The following is an 18,240-nucleotide window of genomic DNA, read 5'->3' as shown; positions in this document are numbered from 1 at the left end:
GCGGGGCGCCCGCATCCCTATCTCAGAACGAACTGAGGAGGAGTTCCATGTTCTTCACCCGCAAGAAGTCCGAGATGGTCGCCGTGACCGAGGCCCTTCCGGGTCGGGCCGAGACGATCCCGACCGCCGAGCATCACTTCGTGAACGGCCGCCCGCTAAAGGGGCCGTTTCCGGAGCATCTGGAGGTCGCGATGTTCGGCATGGGCTGCTTCTGGGGTGTGGAGCGGATGTTCTGGACGCTCGACGGCGTGTGGATGACGGCCGTGGGCTATGCGGCGGGCTACACTCCTAACCCCACCTATCGCGAGGTCTGCACCGGGCAAACCGGCCACAACGAGGTGGTGCTGGTGCACTACGACCCCTCGGTGGTGTCCTTCGAGGACCTTCTGAAGGTCTTCTGGGAGGGGCACGATCCGACGCAGGGCATGCGGCAGGGCAATGACGTGGGCACGCAGTACCGTTCCGGCATCTATGTCTATGACGAGGAGCAGCGGGCCGCGGCCGAGCGGACGCGCGGCGAGTTCGCCGAGCGGCTGAAGGCGGCGGGCTTCGGTGCCGTGACGACGGAGATCCGGGACGCGCCGGAGTTTTTCTACGGTGAGGACTACCACCAGCAGTACCTCGCGAAGAACCCGGGCGGCTATTGCGGCATCGGCGGCACGGGCGTGACCTGCCCGATCGGCACGGGCGCCTGACGCCCCTCAGGGCAGCGCGCGGTGAAGCGCGAGCTGCCCGACGGTCCTTTTCCCACCGAGCGCATCGACGAAGGCGCGGAAGCCCGCGTCCCTCGCATCGGCGTTAATAATGCGGAGCGGCGTTTGTGCGCGGGCAGTCAGGGCCGCGACGAGGCGCCGGGCGTGACCGCGTCTGCGGTGGTCTTGGTGGACGGCGATCTGGGCGATCGTGGCGTTGGGCTTAAGCAGCGTTGCGAAGGCGATGGGCGCGCCGTCTTGGCGGATGACGAGGGTGATCGTCTGGGGCTCGATGCGGCGGACGGCGTGGCGGTCGTTCTGCCAGGTTGGGTGCCAGTCCATGAGCTCGTCGGTCGGGAGGTCGGCGAACCGAACCTCCTCGATCCCTTCGCCAGTGCCCTCCATCATCGGCAGGGCGAAGCAGTCGACGGCGTGGGTCTCCTCGAAACCGAGCGCGCGGTAGAGGCGGCGCGCGCCGTGGTTCGTCTCGATCACCTCGCTGACCATGTGGCGGTAGCCTTGGGCGGCGAGGTTGCCCAGCACCTCTATGCCTATGGCGCGGGAGAGGCCGCGACCGCGCGCGTCGGGCACTGTTCCGGTCGAGAGGAGGTAGGCGGTGTCGGGCCGCTCGGCCTCCGTGCCGACCAGCCAGAAGGCGACGATCCGGCCATCCTCCTCGATCGCGTGGGAGCGTTCGGCGTCGTAGCCCCGCTGGCGCAGCAGGAACGCGAACGCCGCTGCGTCGAGCTGCATCGGCACGACGTAGTCGGAGAAGGCGGCGTTCATCGCGATGCGCAGGTCTTCGGTGGATAGCCCCGCGCAGGATCGGATCGGTGTCATGGCGGTGAGGCTAGCGGGCAAGCGACGGCCCGCCAACGCTTGACCGCTCTCGCGCCGCACCCCATACCCCGCGCAACCTGACCGGAGGCTTGCGCATGACCACCTGGACCGCCCTGACGACCCTGCCCGGCGAGGCGCCGGGGCTGGCGCTCGCCGAAGCGTTGGAGGGCCTCGACCCCGCGCCCACCGGTGTCGGCGTGTTCGAGGTCGAGGACGGGTCGGGCCTGTGGGAGGTCGGCGGTTACTTCACCGAGAAGCCGAATGGGGTCGCGCTGGCGCTGCTGGCCGCGGCGCATGGTGCGCAGGACTTCGCGGTCTCCAAGCTCGACGACCGGGACTGGGTTGCGCAGGTCCGCCGGGAGCTGGCACCGGTGGAGGCGGGGCGCTTCGTCGTCCATGGCTCGCACGATCGGGGGGCGGCGGGGCCGCATAGGATCGCGCTGGAGATCGACGCCGCCATGGCCTTCGGCACGGGGCACCACCAGACGACGCTCGGCTGCCTCTTGTCGCTCGACGCGCTTATACGCGAGGGCTGGCGCGCGACGAACGTGGCGGATGTGGGCGCGGGGACCGGCGTGCTCGCCATGGCGGCGGCGAAGGTGTTTCCGGCGCGGGTCATCGCCTCCGACATCGATACGGTGGCGACGGAGACGGCGCGGGCGAACATGCGCTGGAACGGGCTGGGCGACCGGGTGGCCTGCGTGACTGCCCCCGGCTTCCGCCATGGTCGGTTGCGTGCGGGCGCGCCCTACGACCTGGTGTTCGCCAACATTCTCGCCGGACCGCTGCGGCGGCTCGCACCGCAGATGACGGCGCACACGGCGCCGGGCAGCGTCATCATCCTGTCGGGGATCCTCAACCGGCAGGCCACGGGCGTCGAGCGGACCTATGCCGGTTGGGGCTTTCGGCGGATGCAGCGCCGGGTGATCGGCGAGTGGACCACCCTGACGCTGCGCCGGTGAGGCTCAGCGGCGGGCGAGCGCCTGGGCCACCGACGGGATGTCGCCGCGGATCAGGCCGATATCGGCGAGCTCGCGGTCGGTGAGCTTGTGGAGACCGTCCTCCGTCCGCACTTCGCGCGTCCACGTCGAGACGGCCGCGATCATGCGGGAAAAGAGGGAAGCGCCCCGGGGCGCGGCGAAGCTGGGATCCATCATTGCCATGGCAGGTCTCCGTTTCTCGACAATGCCGGGTTCGACCGTCGAACCCTGAGCGGCCATCTGGCCTGAGTCGCATGGCCACACAAGGGCGCGTCCGGGTTAACGGACATGATATTTCTGCATGTCTGACAGGGTGTTATGCCATGGGCGCGCAGCTTGGTCGAAAACGGAAAAGTGGGTGTCGCAAACGGCCGATGCCGTGAGGGGCTTGGAGGGCGTTCACGCTTCGTGCTAGTTCTTGGAAAAGACAACGAGACGGGCAGGCGAGCATGAGAATTCTGGGCATCGATCCCGGCCTGCGCCGGATGGGCTGGGGCGTGATCGACGTGGCGGGCAGCCGGATCTCCCACGTCGCCAATGGCGTGTGCGAGGGGCGGGGCGAAGCGCTGGCGGGCCGGCTGCTGGCGCTCTTCGATCAGCTCTCGGGCGTGCTGGCGGAGCAGCGGCCTGACTGTGCTGCGGTGGAGCATACCTTCGTGAACAAGGACGCGGCGGGGACGCTGAAGCTCGGGCAGGCGCGGGCGATCGCGCTGCTGGTCCCTGCGCGGGCCGGGCTGGAGGTTGCGGAGTATGCGCCCAACCAGGTGAAGAAGGTAGTTGTCGGCGTGGGTCACGCGGCGAAGGATCAGGTGGATCACATGGTGAAGCTCCAGTTCCCGGGGGTGAAGACGGCTGGGCCAGACGCGACCGATGCGCTGGCCATTGCGCTCTGCCACGCGCACAACGCGCGCTTCGCCGGGCGGCTGGATGCGGCGATCGCGCGGGCGGAAGCGCAATGATCGGTAAAGTCAGCGGGCGGCTCGACTACCGCATGGCCGATCACGTGCTGATCGAGGCGGCGGGCGTGGGATACGTCGTCTACTGCTCCGAACGGACGCTCGCGCAGATGCCCGCCGAGGGGGCACATGTGGCGCTCTATACCGAGATGGTGGTGCGCGAGGATCTGATGCAGCTCTATGGCTTCCTGACCTTGGCGGAGAAGGAATGGCACCGGCTGCTCACTTCGGTGCAGGGGGTTGGGGCGAAGGCGGCGCTCGCGATCCTCGGCACGCTGGGGCCGGAGGGGACGAGCCGGGCGATTGCGCTCGGTGACGTCTCGGCGGTGCGGGCCGCACCGGGCATCGGGCCGAAGATCGCGGCGCGGGTGGTAAACGAATTGCAGGACAAGGCGCCCGCGGTGATGGCGCTGGGTGCGAGTGGCGCGCGACAGGCCATGGCCGCCGACCCGGCGGCCGCTCCGGCGGTGCCGGAGCCAGCGGCTGCGCCGCAGATGGTCCCTCCCCCCGCATCGGACGGGATCGCGAGGGCCGATGCGCTCTCCGCCCTCGTCAATCTCGGCTACGCCCATGGCGAGGCCGCCGCCGCGGTCGCCGCCGCCGAGGGCGAAGACGCCTCCACCCTGATCAAGGCCGCGCTGAAGGCGCTGGCCCCGGCGGGCTGAGATGAGCGATCCCATTCCCATGACACCGGCCGAGCAGCCCGAGGATCAGGATCGGGCGCTGCGGCCGCAGAGCCTCGACGACTTCACCGGGCAGGCGGAGGCGCGGGCGAACCTGCGGGTGTTCATCGAGAGTGCACGGCGGCGGGGTGAGGCGATGGACCACACGCTCTTTTACGGGCCGCCGGGGCTGGGGAAGACGACGCTGGCGCAGATCGTCTCCCGCGAGTTGGGGGTGAACTTCCGCATGACGTCCGGCCCCGTGCTGGCGAAGGCGGGGGATCTCGCGGCGATCCTGACCAATCTGGATGCGCGCGACGTGCTTTTCATCGACGAGATCCACCGGCTGAACCCGGCGGTGGAGGAGGTGCTCTACCCCGCGATGGAGGATTTCGAGCTTGACCTCGTGATCGGGGAGGGGCCGGCGGCGCGGACGGTCCGGATCGACCTCCAGCCCTTCACGCTGGTCGGGGCGACAACGCGGCTGGGGCTGCTGACGACGCCGCTGCGCGACCGGTTCGGCATCCCGACGCGGCTGGAGTTCTACACGGTGGACGAGCTTGTCAGCATCGTGGAGCGCGGGGCGCGGCTGATGGGCGCCGCGCCCACGCCCGATGGCGCGCGGGAGATTGCGCGGCGGGCGCGGGGCACGCCACGGATCGCCGGGCGGCTGTTGCGCCGGGTCGTGGATTTCGCGGTGGTCGAGGGCGACGGGACGGTGACGCGGGAGCTCGCGGACCGGGCGCTGACCAGGCTCGGTGTGGATGATCTGGGCCTCGACGGCGCGGACCGGCGCTACCTGCGGCTGCTGGCGGAGAACTACGGCGGCGGACCGGTGGGGGTGGAGACGATCGCGGCGGCGTTGAGCGAGGCGCGGGACGCGATCGAGGAGGTCATCGAGCCGTTCCTGCTGCAACAGGGCCTGATCGCGCGCACCCCGCGGGGACGGATGCTCGCGCACAAGGCGTGGACGCATCTCGGCCTTGCGCCGCCGCGCGCGCCGGGCCAGACGGATCTCTTCGACGACTGAAGAGCCCGAAGGGCGTATTTGACGAGAGTGATGATGCAGGTCGAGAAGCTGTTCACCCGCTCCGATGGCTCCTACGTGTTCGCGCGCTGGAACCGGCCGCTCGCGCCCGTGGTCTTCGGCGTCGAGGACGAGACCATCGCGACGGTGAAGGGCGCGATGGAGGCGGTCGTCGCCCTGGCCGGCCACCGGATGGCGGAGACCGATCCGGAGCTCGGCGCCAACTTCATGTGGTTCTTCATCCGCGACTGGGCGGAGCTGACGGCGACGCCGCATCTCGACCGGCTGATCCCGGATCTCGCCGAACTGGTCGGGCGGCTGGAGGCGGCAGAGGCGAACCAGTACCGAATCTTCCGCTTCGATCCCGAAGGCGGGATCCGCGCGTGCTTCGTTTTCCTCAGGATGGATTCGCATCTCGCGGACGTGGCGGCGGATACGCTGGCGCTGGGGCAGGTGGTGCAGTCGATGCTCCTGTGGTCGGACGAGGCGTTTCTGGGCACATCTCCCCTCGCCGTGATGAGCGATGGCGGCGCGCCGGTCCTGCGGCCGGAGATCGCCGATGTGATCCGTGCCGCCTACGACCCGGTGATGCCCGCGGCGGCCACCGATCCGAGCCATGCGCTGCGGCTCGCGGCGCGGATGAATGCGGGTCCGTTGCACTCCTGAGAGCGATGGCCCATCGTCGCGCACGGGCAAAGAGGAGCAGGCATGGCCTACACCACCACGATCCGGGTCTATTATGAGGACACCGACATGGCCGGTGTCGTCTACTATGCCAACTATCTGAAATTCCTGGAGCGGGGGCGCTCGGACGCCGTGCGGGACGCGGGGATCAGCCAGCTCGACATGCGCAATGCGGGGCTTGTCTTCGTCGTGCGGCGGGTGGAGGCGGATTATCACAGGCCCGCGCGCTTCGACGATGTGCTGACGGTGGAGACGGGGCTGGAGGACATGCGTGGCGCACGGTTCACGATGCCGCAGAGAGTGCTGCGCGGTGACGATCTGATCTTGACCGCGCGCATCGACTGCGCCGTCATGTCGATGGATGGTAGGGTGGCGCGTCTTCCGGCGGAGATCCGCCACAAACTTGCCGAACTCCTGCTGTAGCGCAGACACGCGATATTTACGTCTCGTACCGGTCAACCTGCACTTGCAAATCTGGTACGATACCGGAAAAACCAATGACAAAGACGCGCTGGACCCAACCGGTGCTGTTTTATGAGGCGGCAGACATGGAAGCAGAAGTACTCGGCGCGGCGAGCCAGGTGGATTTTTCGCTGTACGCGTTGTTCATGCGGGCGACGATCACCGTGAAGATCGTGATGATCATGCTGGTGCTCGCATCGGTGTGGTCCTGGGCGATCATCGTGGACCGGATGCTGACGTACCGGAAGGTGCGCGGCGCGGACGCCCAATTCGAAAACACGTTCTGGTCGGGCCAGATGCTCGACGACATCCACCGCAATGTGGGTGAGAACCCGACGGTGCCGACCGAGGCGATCTTCGCCGCCGGCATGTCGGAGTGGGAGAAGGCGCAGGAAGGTCCCAGCGCCATCGGCGGCGCGCAGCAGCGTATCGACCGGGCGATGAACGTTGTCATTGCGCGGGAGAGCGAGCGGCTGAACTCCGGCCTCGGCTGGCTGGCCTCGATCGGGGCAGTGTCGCCCTTCATCGGTCTCTTCGGCACGGTCTGGGGCATCAAGCACGCGTTCGAGGAGATCGCGATCCAGGGTTCGACGGACCTCGCGGTCGTCGCACCGGGTATTGCGGAGGCGCTGCTCGCCACGGCACTCGGCCTGCTGGCGGCGATCCCGGCAGTGGTCTTCTACAACAAGCTGAGCCAGGACAGCGACCGGATCGCGGGCACGTTCGAGAACTTCGCCGACGAGTTTGCGATGATCCTGTCGCGGCAGCTCGAGCGGAAGGCGGCCTGAACCGATGGGCGCACAGACCATCCAGCGCTCCGGCGGCGGAGGACGGCGGCGCAGGCGCGGCCGCGCCGCGGCGATGAGCGAGATCAACGTGACGCCGTTCGTGGACGTCATGCTCGTGCTCCTGATCATCTTCATGGTGGCGGCACCACTTCTGTCCTCCGGCGTGCCGGTGGAGCTGCCCGAGACGGCGGCCGGTGCCCTGCCGCAGGATGACGAGCGGCCGCTGACGCTGAGCATCACCGAGGATGGCAGCGTCGTGCTGCTCGACACGCCGATCACGCGGGAGGAGCTGATCCCGCGGATGCGCGCCATCGCGGCGGAGCGGACGTCGAACGCCGTGTTCCTCAGGGCCGACGGCTCGATCCCCTATCAGGACGTGGCCCAGGTCATGGGTGCGCTGAACGGCGCGGGCTTCAATCAGATCAACCTCGTCACCAGTGCGGGTGGCCCGACGCTCGACGGTGCGTCGGCGCCGGCGGAGTGATCCGCGATGCGGCGCGCCTTTGCGATCTCGGCAGGGCTGCATGCGCTGTTCATTGCGCTTTCCTTCGGGCAGTTCGAGCTGTGGGAGAGCGAGGAGGAGCCCATTGTCATCACCGCCGAGGTGACGTTGATGAGCGAGGCGGAGTTCGATGCCGCCACCTCCGTCGCGCCGGAATTCGTGCCGTCGGAGATCGGGCTGATCGCGGCGCCGACCGCGCTCGACCTCGACGCGCTGCGGCCCGATGACGAGATGGAAGTCACGATCAACGACGTCGAAGGTCCCGACGATCCGTCCGAGGCGGATGCGGAGGCGGATCTGAGCGCGGTCCTGGTGCAGAACCAGGTGAGTGCGAATACCCAGACGGCGGCGCTGGCGCCGAACCTGCCGCAGAGCTTCGACCTCGGGATCTCCACGCCCAACACGCAGCCGACCGAGCGGCGGCCGCAGCAGGCGCTGCGCCCGGCCTCGATGACGCGGCCCACGCCGCAGCGCCCGTCGCTGCGCATCGACACTACGCCCGCCGCACCGCCGCCCGAGGATGCGGAGGAGGCTGACGAGCGGCAGGAGGAGATCGCCACCGGCGAGGAGGCCAACACCGAGGAGGAGGCGCAGGAGGCGACCGCCCCCGAGGAGGCCGCGACCGAGATCGTGCCCGAGATCGCCGAGGACCTGCCGGAGCCGGAGGAGACCCCGGCGCCGCTGGAGGACGACCTGCCCGAGACCGACGTGGCCGAGCAGGAGCCGCCCGCACCGCTGACCTCCGCCCCGCCGCGCGCGCGTCCGCGGCCCGAGCCGGAAGAGGTCGAGGTTGCCGAAGCCGAGGAAGAGACCCCGGTCGAGGAAGCCCCCGTCGAGGTGGCCGAGGAGCCGGAGCCCGAGCCTGCGGAAGAGCCCGCCGAGGAACCGGCGGCCGAGGAGCCCGTCGAGACGGTTGCCACGGCGGAGGCCACCGCCGACGTGCCGACCGGCCCGCCGCTGACGCCGGGCGAGATCGGCGGCTTTACCAACGCGATTTCCAGCAAGTGGAATATCGGCCGCGTGCTCGGCATGGAGAACGGCGAGTCGCTGATCGTGACCGTCGCCTTCTCCCTCGACCGCAGCGGTCAGGTGGTGAACGACGATGTGCGGCTCATCCGCCCGGGTTCGGCCGACGGGCCCTATTCCATCGCATTCCAAGCGGCCCGCAGCGCGGTCCTCCAGGCAAGCAGGCAGGGGGCGTTCCAGCTTCCGCCGGACAAATACGGGCAATGGCAGGATGTCGAGGTCACATTCGACCCCAGCCGCGGTGCGGAAGGAGTTGGCCTCTAACCGCACAATCTTCTGTTTTGGGGCATGAGCAGGTAGGATTTCGAAGATGTTGAGACGAGCCGTTCTCTCTCTCGCGCTGGCTCTCCTGGCGGCGGGACAGGCGTTTGCACAAGGCACGCAGGAACCTCTGCGTGTCACCATCGACCGCGGGATCGTGGAGCCGGTGCCGCTGGCCGCACCCGACTTCGCCGCGCGCGACGCCCGTGCGGGGCAGTTCGCGAGCCAGATCACCGACGTGGTCATGGCCGATCTGGTCAATACGGGGCTGTTCCGCGAGATCTCCTCGGAGGCGTTCATCAGCCGCAATCTCGGCGTCGACACGCAGCCGATCTTCGCGGACTGGCAGGTGATCAACGCGCAAGGTCTGATCGCGGGCGCGGTGTCGATCGCGCCGGACGGGCGTCTGGCCGTGGAGATGCGGCTCTGGGACGTGTTCGGCGCGTCGGAGATCGGCGACGGCGTGGTCTTCACCACCGATCCGGACAACTGGCGGCGCGCGGCGCACAAGGTGGCGGACGTGGTCTACTCCCGCCTGACCGGCGAGGCGCCGTATTTCGACAGCGAGGTCGTCTTCGTCGACGAGACCGGGCCGAAGGGCCAGCGCGTGAAGCGCATCGGCGTCATGGATCAGGACGGTGCGAACGTGCGCTACCTGACCAGCGGGTCGGACCTGGTGCTCGCCCCCCGCTTCTCGCCCAATGGCGATGCGGTGATCTACACCAGCTATGCGACCGGCTTTCCGCAGGTCTACCTCATCAACCTCGTGACCGGCACGCGGACAGAACTGGGCGCGGTGGACGGGATGACCTTCGCACCGCGCTTCTCGCCCGATGGCAGCCGGGTGATCCTGAGCCAGACCTCGGGGGCCAACACCGACATCTACACCATCGACCTCGCCACGCGCTCGCGGCAACGGCTGACGCGGAGCCCGGCGATCGAGACCGCGCCCTCGTATTCGCCCGATGGCAGCCAGGTGGTGTTCGAGAGCGATCAGGGCGGCAGCCAGCAGCTCTACATCATGAGCGCGTCGGGCGGGCCAGGGCAGCGGATCAGCTTCGGCCGCGGCACCTACGGCACCCCGGTCTGGAGCCCGCGCGGCGACAAGATCGCGTTCACCAAGCAGGTGGACGGCCGCTTCCATGTCGGCGTCATGAACGTGGACGGGTCGGGCGAGCAGCTCCTGACCGCCTCCTATCTCGACGAAGGGCCGACCTGGTCGCCGAACGGGCGCGTCCTGATGTTCTTCCGCGAGACGCCGGGGCCGTTGGGGGCGGCCTCGCTGGTGTCGGTCGACGTGACCGGCCGCAACCTGAGATACGTTCCCACCCCCGGCGGGGCGTCCGACCCGAGCTGGTCGCCGCTGCGCGACGACTGAGGAACGAAGACCTTCCGCCCCGGCCCCCCGGGGCGGCAACGACCGAACCAGAGGACCGAAAAGGGACAGAAACCATGGCTCCGATGAAGTATCTCCTCGCCGCAGCACTTGCCGCATCGCTGGCCGCGTGCACCACCACCGCCGATCAGGGCGCAGGCTCCGCCGCCACGGGCGCGGGCGGGCTCGGCGCGGGCGGTGCCGGTGCGGTCGATCAGGGCTCGCTCGCCTACTTCACCACGACGGTGGGCGACCGGGTGTTCTTCCAGACCGATTCCAGCTCGCTCGACAGCGCGGCGCAGCAGACGCTGACCCGTCAGGCGCAGTGGTTGCAGCAGTATCCGGACCGCACGCTGGTCATCGAGGGCCACGCGGATGAGCGCGGCACCCGCGAGTACAACCTCGCCCTCGGTGCGCGCCGGGCGCAGGCCGCCTACGACTTCCTGGTGACCCAGGGCATCGACGCGGGCCGCATGAGCACCGTCAGCTACGGCAAGGAGCGTCCGGCCGAGCTCTGCTCCGACCCGACCTGCTGGCAGCAGAACCGCCGCGCCGTGACGGTGGTGGCGGGCGGCCTGACGGGCTAAGTCCCGTATTGCGGGGGCGGCAGCGCCCCCGCCCAACAAGACTGGCGGAGGCGCAACTCATGCTGAGACATCTGGTTCTGATCCTGACCCTCGGCCTTGCGCCCCTGACCGCCACCGCCCAGGACACGACGACCCCACCGCCCGCGGCGGGCACCGGCGATCCGCTCGCTGACGTGCTGTCTGGGCAGGAGACGCCGCCCACGACGCTGGAGGATCTGCGGCTGACGCTGCAGCGCCTCGACGAGGATCTGCAGGGCATCCGCCAGCAGCTCGTCAGCACCGGGCAGGTCGAGCCGGGCGTGCCCTTCGACACGACGACGCTCAACCGGCTCGACCTGATCGAGACGCGGATCCGGGAGCTGACGGGCCGTGTGGAGGAGCTGCAGTTCGACGTGCGCCGCATTGCCGAGGATGGCGGACGGCGCGTCGCAGATCTCGACTTCCGCCTGACGGAGCTGGAGGGCGGCGACACGAGTTATGTCGCCCCGGCCTCCGATCTGGGGGGCGGTACGTCGGGTGGCAGCGGGGCCGGTAGCGCGCCCGAGCCGCAGGTGGCGCTGACCGAGCGGGCGGCGTTCGATGCCGCGAAGGCGCGGTACGATGCGGGTGATACGGAGCTCGCCGTGTCCGGTTTCGAGAGCTTTCTGGAGACGTTCCCCGGTGGTCCGCTGACCTCCGAAGCGCGGTTCTGGCTCGGCGAGGCGCATGTGCAGCAGGGCGACAATCGCGAGGCGGCGCTGAATTTCCTCAACGCGTTTTCGGGCTCGCCGACCTCCGAGATCGCGCCCGAGGCGCTGCGGCGGCTGGCCGACACGCTCGGCAGCATAGGTCAGGTGACGGAGGCGTGCCTGACCTATGACGAGGCGCTGACGCGGTTCAGCGGCCAGGGTGAGGACTACACGACCTCCGTTCTCAACGCGAAACAGTCGCTCGCCTGCCCCTGAGCGCGATGCTCGATCCGGAGGTGATGGCCGCGGCGGCGCCGGGGCCGCTCGGCGTTGCGGTGTCGGGCGGCGGCGACAGCATGGCGCTGCTGGTGCTGGTGCAGGAGTGGGCGGCGGCGCGGGGCATGGCTGTGCGGGCGGCCACGGTGGATCACGGGTTGCGGGCGGAGAGTGCGGGGGAGGCGGCGCGGGTCGCGGCGTTCTGCGCAGGATTGGGCATTCCTAACGCGACTTTGACCTGGGAAGAGGATGGGGCAGGCGGCAACCTGCAGGCGCGGGCGCGCTCCGCGCGGCGGACGCTGCTGGCAGAGTGGGCGGCGGCGCACGGGGTCGGCTCCGTGCTGCTGGGCCATACGCGAGATGATGTGGCCGAGACGTTCCTGATGCGCCTCGCCCGCGGGTCCGGCGTCGATGGCCTCGCCGCCATGACGGATCGGTGGGAGGAAGCGGGCGTGACGTGGCTCCGCCCGCTTCTGAAGGTCGGTCGGGGTGAGTTGCGGGCGCTTCTGACGGCGCGGGGCGTCGGCTGGGTAGAGGATCCGAGCAACGAGGATCCCCGCTTTGATCGGGCTCGGATGCGGGCCGCACTGCCGGGTCTCGCCAAGCTGGGGCTGGATGCGGAGCGGCTGGCGGAGACGGCGGAGGCGCTGACGCGCGCACGGCGGGCGCTGGAGCGTGACGTCGCCGAGGCCGCGCAGGCCTGTATCAGTGAGCGTCCGACGGGGGAGATCCTGATCTCGCGTCCGGCGCTGGAGACCCTGCCGGAGGAGATCCGGCTGCGGCTGATGTCGGCCCTGCTGCTCCACGTCGGTGGAGAGGCGTATCCGCCGCGGCTCGACGGCCTTAACCGGCTTCTGGACCGTGCCACGGCCGGGGAGACGGGCACGCTCGCCGGTTGCGTACTGCGGCCTCGCGGGCCTGTGTGGCATCTGCGGCGGGAGCCGAATGCCGTGGCGCCGCCAACAACGCTCACCGAAACCACAGTCTGGGACGGCCGCTGGCGCGTCACGACCCATCTCGAAGGGGCGACCGTCGGCGCCCTCGGTCCCTTCCCGGACCGCGGCGATGTCCCGGACGAGGTTGCCCGCACCCTCCCGGCTGTTCGCATCGGTGGGCGGATTGTCGCCTCGCCGCTGCATCCCGTGCAACAGGACGTGAGCATCCGGTTGAGACACTTCGCCCCGCGGGGCACGCCGCATTGAACGCACGGCCCGCGGGGCCTATGTTGCAGCGAAAGCATTCAAGGGACGTGACGGCCTCATTCCGCGTCCGACATGGGAGCATCTTAAGTGGGCAACAGCAAAAATCTGGCGTTCTGGCTGGTCCTCTTCGTTCTGGTACTTGCGCTGTTCCAGCTCTTCGAGAGCGGCTCTTCGACCGCGCGGTCGACGACGCAGAGCTATTCGGACTTCGTGGAAGCGGTCGAAGCGGGACAGGTGCAGAGCGTCACCATCGACGGCGAGCGCGTGACCTACACGACCGGCGCCGCGCAGTACCGCACCATCCGTCCGATCGACGACAGCGAGGTCTACACCCTGCTGCGCGAGAACGATGTCGAGGTGCAGGCGGAGCCGCAGCAGCAGACCGGCCTTCTCGCCGCGATCCTGCCGTTCCTGCCGTTCCTGCTGCTGATCGGCGTCTGGATCTTCTTCATGAACCGGATGCAGGGCGGTGGCCGCGGCGGTGCCATGGGCTTCGGCAAGTCGAAGGCGAAGCTGCTGACCGAGAAATCCGGCCGCGTGACCTTCGACGATGTGGCGGGCATCGACGAGGCGAAGGAGGAGCTCGAGGAGATTGTCGAGTTCCTGCGCGATCCTCAGAAGTTCTCCCGCTTGGGCGGCAAGATCCCGAAGGGCGCGCTGCTCGTCGGCCCGCCGGGCACCGGTAAGACGCTGCTCGCGCGTGCGATCGCGGGCGAGGCGGGCGTGCCGTTCTTCACCATCTCCGGCTCCGACTTCGTGGAGATGTTCGTCGGTGTCGGTGCGTCCCGCGTGCGCGACATGTTCGAGCAGGCGAAGAAGAACGCGCCCTGCATCGTCTTCATCGACGAGATCGACGCGGTTGGTCGCCACCGTGGTGCTGGATATGGCGGCGGTAATGACGAGCGGGAACAGACGCTCAACCAGCTCCTCGTGGAGATGGACGGGTTCGAGGCAAATGAGGGCGTGATCCTGATCGCGGCCACCAACCGGCCCGACGTGCTCGACCCCGCGCTGCTGCGCCCCGGCCGCTTCGACCGGCAGGTGCAGGTTCCGAACCCCGACATCAAAGGGCGTCAGCGGATCCTCGAAGTGCATGCTCGCAAGGTGCCGCTCGGCCCCGACGTGGACCTGCGGGTGATCGCGCGCGGTACGCCCGGCTTCTCTGGCGCGGACCTTGCCAACCTCGTGAACGAGAGCGCGCTGATGGCGGCGCGGACCGGCAAGCGGTTCGTCACGATGGAGGACTTCGAGAACGCGAAGGACAAGGTGATGATGGGTGCGGAGCGGCGCTCCATGGTCATGTCCGACGATGAGAAAAAGCTGACGGCCTACCATGAGGCGGGCCACGCCATCGTCGGCCTGAACGTTCCGCAGCACGACCCGATCCACAAGGCGACGATCATTCCGCGCGGCCGCGCGCTCGGCCTCGTGCTCAGCTTGCCGGAGCGTGACCAGCTCTCCGTCACGCAGACGAAGTACAAGTCGAAGATCGCGATGGCGATGGGTGGCAAGGTGGCCGAGGAGCTGATCTTCGGGCCAGAGAACGTGACCTCCGGCGCGACCTCCGACATCCAGCAGGTGACGCGCATTGCGCGGGCCATGGTCACGCAGTTCGGCATGTCGCCGGAGCTCGGCAACATCAACTACTCGAACGAGCAGGAGACATATCTGGGCACCCAGGGCAACGGCATGTCCGCCTCGCCCGAGATGCAGCGCATCATCGATGAGGAGGTGCGCAAGCTGGTGGACGAGGGTTATGACACCGCTAAGCGCATCCTGACCGAGAAGGCCGACGATTTGGAGCGGCTGGCGCAGGGTCTGTTGGAGTACGAAACACTAACCGGCAACGAGATCACCAAGGTGATCAACGGCGAGCCGCTCAACCGCGGCAGCGACGACGATACGCCGGACACGGGCGGCAAGCCCTCGATCACCGCGATCCCGAAGGTCGGCAAGAACCGGCCCGAGGGCGACGGCGCGGGGGATCCGGAGCCGCAGCCGACCTGATGGCGCTTGCCGATATCGAACACGACTGGGACGCCGGGACCTATGACAGGTTCCGGCGTCTTCGTCTGCGCCCGGTTATTCATCTGCTGAGCGATGTGCCCGATGCCCTGCCGCCGGGGCCGGTCGTGGACCTCGGCTGTGGGACCGGGGCAGCCGGGCCGCTGTTGCGGGAGCGGTTTCCGGGACGGCGGCTGATCGGGCTCGACGGGTCGGCGGCGATGCTGGCCGGAGTGGAGAGCGGCATCTATGACGACTTGGACGATGCGGATATCGCGGCGTGGGTTCCCGAGGAGGCACCCGCCCTCATCTTATCCAACGCGGTGCTGCACTGGTTGCCGGATCATGCGGCGCTCTTCCCGCGGCTGGCGGGGTTCCTGGCGCCCGGCGGCTTGCTTGCCGTGCAGATGCCGCGGCAGTTCGGGGCGCCGTCCCACCGCTTGATCGAGGAGACCGCGGCGCGGCTCTTCCCCGACCGGTTCGCGCCGCGGCGGGAGCCGCCGGTCGCTCCGCCCGAAATGCTGCAGGCGATCCTCGCGCCGCTCGGGGACGTGTCCGTTTGGGAAAGCGAGTACCTGCATGTGCTGGACGCGACGGAGGATGGCAGCCACCCGGTGCGCGCCTTCACCCGCTCCACCGCCGCGCTGCCCGTGCTGGCGCAGCTCGATGCGGGCGAGCGGGCGCGCTTTTTCGACGCCTATGATGCGGCCCTGTCGGAGGTGTATTCTCCGGCTTCCGATGGACGCGTCATGATGCCCTTCCGCCGGCAGTTTGCCGTCCTGACTGTCTGAGGTTCCTTACTTGCCTGTCCTGCAATCCACCGAAATCACCGGCCGCGTGACCTGGCTGGGCCTCGTCACCGACCGCAACGAGAGCCTGTGCTCCGCCCCGGTCGACCGGGTCGAGGCGACCTTCAACGGGCTGGAGGGAGAGTATCATTCCGGCCTGATCCGGGAGAGCTGCGCGCGGGTGCGGACGCAATACGCCGTCGGCACGCCGATTCGGAACACGCGGCAGGTCTCGCTGCTGTCGGCGGAGGAGCTGGCGGCGACCGGCGCGGCGCTGGAGCTCGACGAGCTGCCGCCGGAATGGGTCGGGACCAACATTCTGATCGAGGGGATCCCCGATTTCACGCAACTCCCGCCGTCCTCCCGCCTGATCTTCGAGCGGGGGGCGAGCCTCGTCGTCGATATGGAGAACGCGCCCTGCCAGTGGCCCGCGAAGGAGATCGAGCGTCGCCGCCCGGGCCATGGCACCGGTTACAAGCCCGCCGCGAAGGGCCGCCGGGGCCTCACGGGTTGGGTGGAGGCGGAGGGGATGATCCTGCTCGGCGACGAGGTCCGGCTGCACGTCCCGCCGCAGCGCCTTTATCCCCACATCTGACCGCGGCTTTCCGATCGGAGACGTCATGTGCGCCATTCGGTCGCGCGTGGCGCGGATTTCGTCGCAAATCCACGCTCCTGCACCTTGCACGTCCGCTTCAGTGCGCGGGACAACGGCGCACGCCCCGCACGAGGACAGGACCCATCATGGCGCACAAGACCGATATCGAGATCGCCCGCGAAGCCCAGAAGAAGCCGATTCAGCAGATCGGCGACGGTCTCGGCATCCCGTCGGAGCACCTGCTGCCCTTCGGCCATGACAAGGCGAAGGTCTCCGCCGAGTTCATTGCGGGGCTGAACGGGCGCGAGAACGGCAAGCTGATCCTCGTGACCGCGATCAACCCGACGCCCGCGGGCGAGGGGAAGACGACGACGACAGTGGGCCTCGGCGACGGGCTGAACGCGATCGGGAAGAAGGCGGCGATCTGCATTCGGGAGGCGTCGCTCGGCCCGTGCTTCGGCATGAAGGGTGGCGCCGCGGGCGGTGGTTATGCGCAGGTGGTGCCGATGGAGGAGATGAACCTCCACTTCACCGGCGATTTCCACGCGATCACCAGTGCGCACAACCTGCTGAGCGCGATGATCGACAACCACATCTACTGGGGCAACGCGTTGGAGATCGACCAGCGGCGCGTCGTCTGGCGCCGGGTGATGGACATGAACGACCGGGCGCTGCGCGACGTGGTGACCTCGCTGGGCGGCGTGGCCAACGGCTTTCCCCGGCAGGCGGGCTTCGACATCACTGTGGCCTCCGAGGTCATGGCGATCCTGTGTCTGGCGACCGACCTCGAGGATCTGCAGAAGCGGCTGGGCGACATCATCGTGGCCTATCGCCGCGACAAGACGCCGATCTACTGTCGGGACCTGAAGGCGGACGGGGCGATGACGGTGCTGCTGCAGCAGGCGATGCAGCCCAATCTCGTGCAGACGCTGGAGAACAACCCCGCCTTCGTGCATGGCGGGCCGTTCGCGAACATCGCCCATGGCTGCAACTCGGTGGTCGCGACGACGACGGCGCTGAAGCTCGCGGATTACGTTGTGACGGAGGCCGGGTTCGGCGCGGATCTGGGTGCCGAGAAGTTCATGAACATCAAGTGCCGCAAGGCGGGCCTCGCGCCCTCCTGCGTCGTGGTCGTCGCCACTGTGCGGGCGATGAAGATGAACGGCGGCGTGGCGAAGGCCGATTTGGGGCAGGAGAACGTGGAGGCCGTGGAGGCGGGCTGTGCGAACCTCGGTCGCCATATCGGCAACGTGAAGAGCTTCGGTGTGCCGGTCGTCGTCGCCATCAACCACTTCATCTCCGACACCGATGCGGAGGTGCAGGCGGTGAAGGATTATGTGGAAACGCAAGGCTCCGAAGCGATCCTTTGCAAGCACTGGGCGAAGGGGTCGGAGGGGATCAAGGAACTCGCGACCCGTGTCGCCGAGATCGCCGATGCGGACGTGTCGAACTTCGCCCCGCTCTACCGCGACGATCTGCCCCTCTTCGAGAAGATCGAGACTATCGCCAAGCGCATCTACCGCGCCGACGAGGTGCTCGCCGACAAGAAGATCCGTGATCAGCTTCGCGAGTGGGAGGCGGCGGGCTATGGTGACCTGCCGATCTGCATGGCGAAGACGCAGTACTCCTTCTCCACCGATCCGAACCTGCGCGGCGCGCCCACGGGCCATTCGGTTCCGGTGCGCGAGGTGCGGCTGAGCGCGGGCGCGGGCTTCATCGTGGTGATCTGCGGGGAGATCATGACGATGCCCGGCCTGCCGCGGGTCCCCTCGGCCGAGCAGATCATGCTCAACGAGGCTGGACAGATCGAGGGGCTGTTCTAGAAGGGGGCTCCGCCCCCGCGCCTGTGGCGCTCCCCCGGGATG

20 protein-coding genes are annotated in these 18,240 nt (G+C 68.6%); 18 read left to right on the top strand and 2 right to left on the bottom strand.

Going from position 1 to position 18,240, the window contains the following annotated elements:
• The first annotated feature begins 47 nt into the window (after positions 1–47).
• Positions 48–695, top strand: coding sequence for a peptide-methionine (S)-S-oxide reductase MsrA (gene msrA, locus I0K15_RS08175; RefSeq protein WP_196104951.1), 648 nt, complete (start codon positions 48–50; stop codon positions 693–695).
• 6 nt (positions 696–701) lie between these two features.
• Here msrA and I0K15_RS08170 read toward each other — a convergent pair whose 3' ends face one another.
• Entirely contained in the window at positions 702–1,532 is an 831-nt protein-coding gene (locus I0K15_RS08170; RefSeq protein WP_196104950.1) for a GNAT family N-acetyltransferase, read from the bottom strand.
• 95 nt (positions 1,533–1,627) lie between these two features.
• Between I0K15_RS08170 and I0K15_RS08165 the strand changes: the two genes are divergently transcribed.
• Positions 1,628–2,494, top strand: a complete 867-nt coding sequence (locus tag I0K15_RS08165; protein ID WP_196104949.1) for a 50S ribosomal protein L11 methyltransferase — start codon at positions 1,628–1,630, stop codon at positions 2,492–2,494.
• Positions 2,495–2,497: 3 nt separating this feature from the next.
• Here I0K15_RS08165 and I0K15_RS08160 read toward each other — a convergent pair whose 3' ends face one another.
• A complete protein-coding gene (locus I0K15_RS08160; RefSeq protein ID WP_196104948.1) occupies positions 2,498–2,695 on the bottom strand; it encodes a DUF1127 domain-containing protein in 198 nt (65 codons plus the stop codon).
• Between the two features lie 266 nt (positions 2,696–2,961).
• Here I0K15_RS08160 and ruvC point away from each other — a divergent pair, with 266 nt between their 5' ends.
• The 16 genes from ruvC (at position 2,962) to I0K15_RS08080 (ending at position 18,198) form a co-directional block, all read left to right on the top strand.
• On the top strand, positions 2,962–3,471 hold the full coding sequence (gene ruvC, locus I0K15_RS08155; RefSeq protein WP_196104947.1) for a crossover junction endodeoxyribonuclease RuvC: 510 nt from the start codon (positions 2,962–2,964) through the stop codon (positions 3,469–3,471).
• A complete protein-coding gene (ruvA, locus tag I0K15_RS08150; RefSeq protein ID WP_196104946.1) occupies positions 3,468–4,133 on the top strand; it encodes a Holliday junction branch migration protein RuvA in 666 nt (221 codons plus the stop codon). Before ruvC ends, ruvA begins: the two co-directional genes overlap by 4 nt.
• 1 nt (position 4,134) lies before the next feature.
• The gene (gene ruvB / locus I0K15_RS08145; RefSeq protein ID WP_196104945.1) at positions 4,135–5,160 is read left to right on the top strand and encodes a Holliday junction branch migration DNA helicase RuvB; all 1,026 of its coding nucleotides are present in this window, start codon (positions 4,135–4,137) and stop codon (positions 5,158–5,160) included.
• Between the two features lie 33 nt (positions 5,161–5,193).
• The gene (locus I0K15_RS08140; RefSeq protein WP_196105416.1) at positions 5,194–5,823 is read left to right on the top strand and encodes a hypothetical protein; all 630 of its coding nucleotides are present in this window, start codon (positions 5,194–5,196) and stop codon (positions 5,821–5,823) included.
• Between the two features lie 42 nt (positions 5,824–5,865).
• Complete coding sequence (ybgC, locus tag I0K15_RS08135; RefSeq protein WP_196104944.1) at positions 5,866–6,264, top strand: tol-pal system-associated acyl-CoA thioesterase; 399 nt, start codon at positions 5,866–5,868, stop codon at positions 6,262–6,264.
• 125 nt (positions 6,265–6,389) lie between these two features.
• The gene (gene tolQ / locus I0K15_RS08130; RefSeq protein ID WP_196104943.1) at positions 6,390–7,091 is read left to right on the top strand and encodes a protein TolQ; all 702 of its coding nucleotides are present in this window, start codon (positions 6,390–6,392) and stop codon (positions 7,089–7,091) included.
• A gap of 4 nt (positions 7,092–7,095) precedes the next feature.
• Positions 7,096–7,575 (top strand): ExbD/TolR family protein, encoded by a 480-nt coding sequence (locus I0K15_RS08125; protein WP_196104942.1) that lies wholly within the window; start codon positions 7,096–7,098, stop codon positions 7,573–7,575.
• Positions 7,576–7,581: 6 nt separating this feature from the next.
• A complete protein-coding gene (locus I0K15_RS08120) occupies positions 7,582–8,883 on the top strand; it encodes a hypothetical protein (protein WP_196104941.1) in 1,302 nt (433 codons plus the stop codon).
• Between the two features lie 46 nt (positions 8,884–8,929).
• Positions 8,930–10,258 (top strand): Tol-Pal system beta propeller repeat protein TolB, encoded by a 1,329-nt coding sequence (gene tolB / locus I0K15_RS08115; RefSeq protein WP_196104940.1) that lies wholly within the window; start codon positions 8,930–8,932, stop codon positions 10,256–10,258.
• Positions 10,259–10,332: 74 nt separating this feature from the next.
• Positions 10,333–10,842, top strand: coding sequence for a peptidoglycan-associated lipoprotein Pal (gene pal / locus I0K15_RS08110; protein ID WP_230374349.1), 510 nt, complete (start codon positions 10,333–10,335; stop codon positions 10,840–10,842).
• A 59-nt stretch (positions 10,843–10,901) separates the two neighbouring features.
• The gene (locus I0K15_RS08105) at positions 10,902–11,786 is read left to right on the top strand and encodes a tetratricopeptide repeat protein (protein WP_196104939.1); all 885 of its coding nucleotides are present in this window, start codon (positions 10,902–10,904) and stop codon (positions 11,784–11,786) included.
• 5 nt (positions 11,787–11,791) lie between these two features.
• Positions 11,792–12,988 (top strand): tRNA lysidine(34) synthetase TilS, encoded by a 1,197-nt coding sequence (gene tilS / locus I0K15_RS08100; RefSeq protein WP_196104938.1) that lies wholly within the window; start codon positions 11,792–11,794, stop codon positions 12,986–12,988.
• Between the two features lie 87 nt (positions 12,989–13,075).
• On the top strand, positions 13,076–14,995 hold the full coding sequence (gene ftsH, locus I0K15_RS08095; RefSeq protein WP_196104937.1) for an ATP-dependent zinc metalloprotease FtsH: 1,920 nt from the start codon (positions 13,076–13,078) through the stop codon (positions 14,993–14,995).
• Positions 14,995–15,783 (top strand): methyltransferase domain-containing protein, encoded by a 789-nt coding sequence (locus I0K15_RS08090; RefSeq protein ID WP_196104936.1) that lies wholly within the window; start codon positions 14,995–14,997, stop codon positions 15,781–15,783. Before ftsH ends, I0K15_RS08090 begins: the two co-directional genes overlap by 1 nt.
• A 10-nt stretch (positions 15,784–15,793) precedes the next feature.
• Entirely contained in the window at positions 15,794–16,375 is a 582-nt protein-coding gene (locus tag I0K15_RS08085; RefSeq protein WP_196104935.1) for an MOSC domain-containing protein, read from the top strand.
• A 146-nt stretch (positions 16,376–16,521) separates the two neighbouring features.
• On the top strand, positions 16,522–18,198 hold the full coding sequence (locus tag I0K15_RS08080) for a formate--tetrahydrofolate ligase (RefSeq protein WP_196104934.1): 1,677 nt from the start codon (positions 16,522–16,524) through the stop codon (positions 18,196–18,198).
• Positions 18,199–18,240 lie beyond the last annotated feature (42 nt).

Source organism: Pontivivens ytuae (assembly GCF_015679265.1).
GTDB lineage: Bacteria > Pseudomonadota > Alphaproteobacteria > Rhodobacterales > Rhodobacteraceae > Pontivivens > Pontivivens ytuae.
The sequence above is the reverse complement of the archived record's forward strand: the minus strand, read 5'-3'. Positions and strand labels throughout refer to the sequence as shown.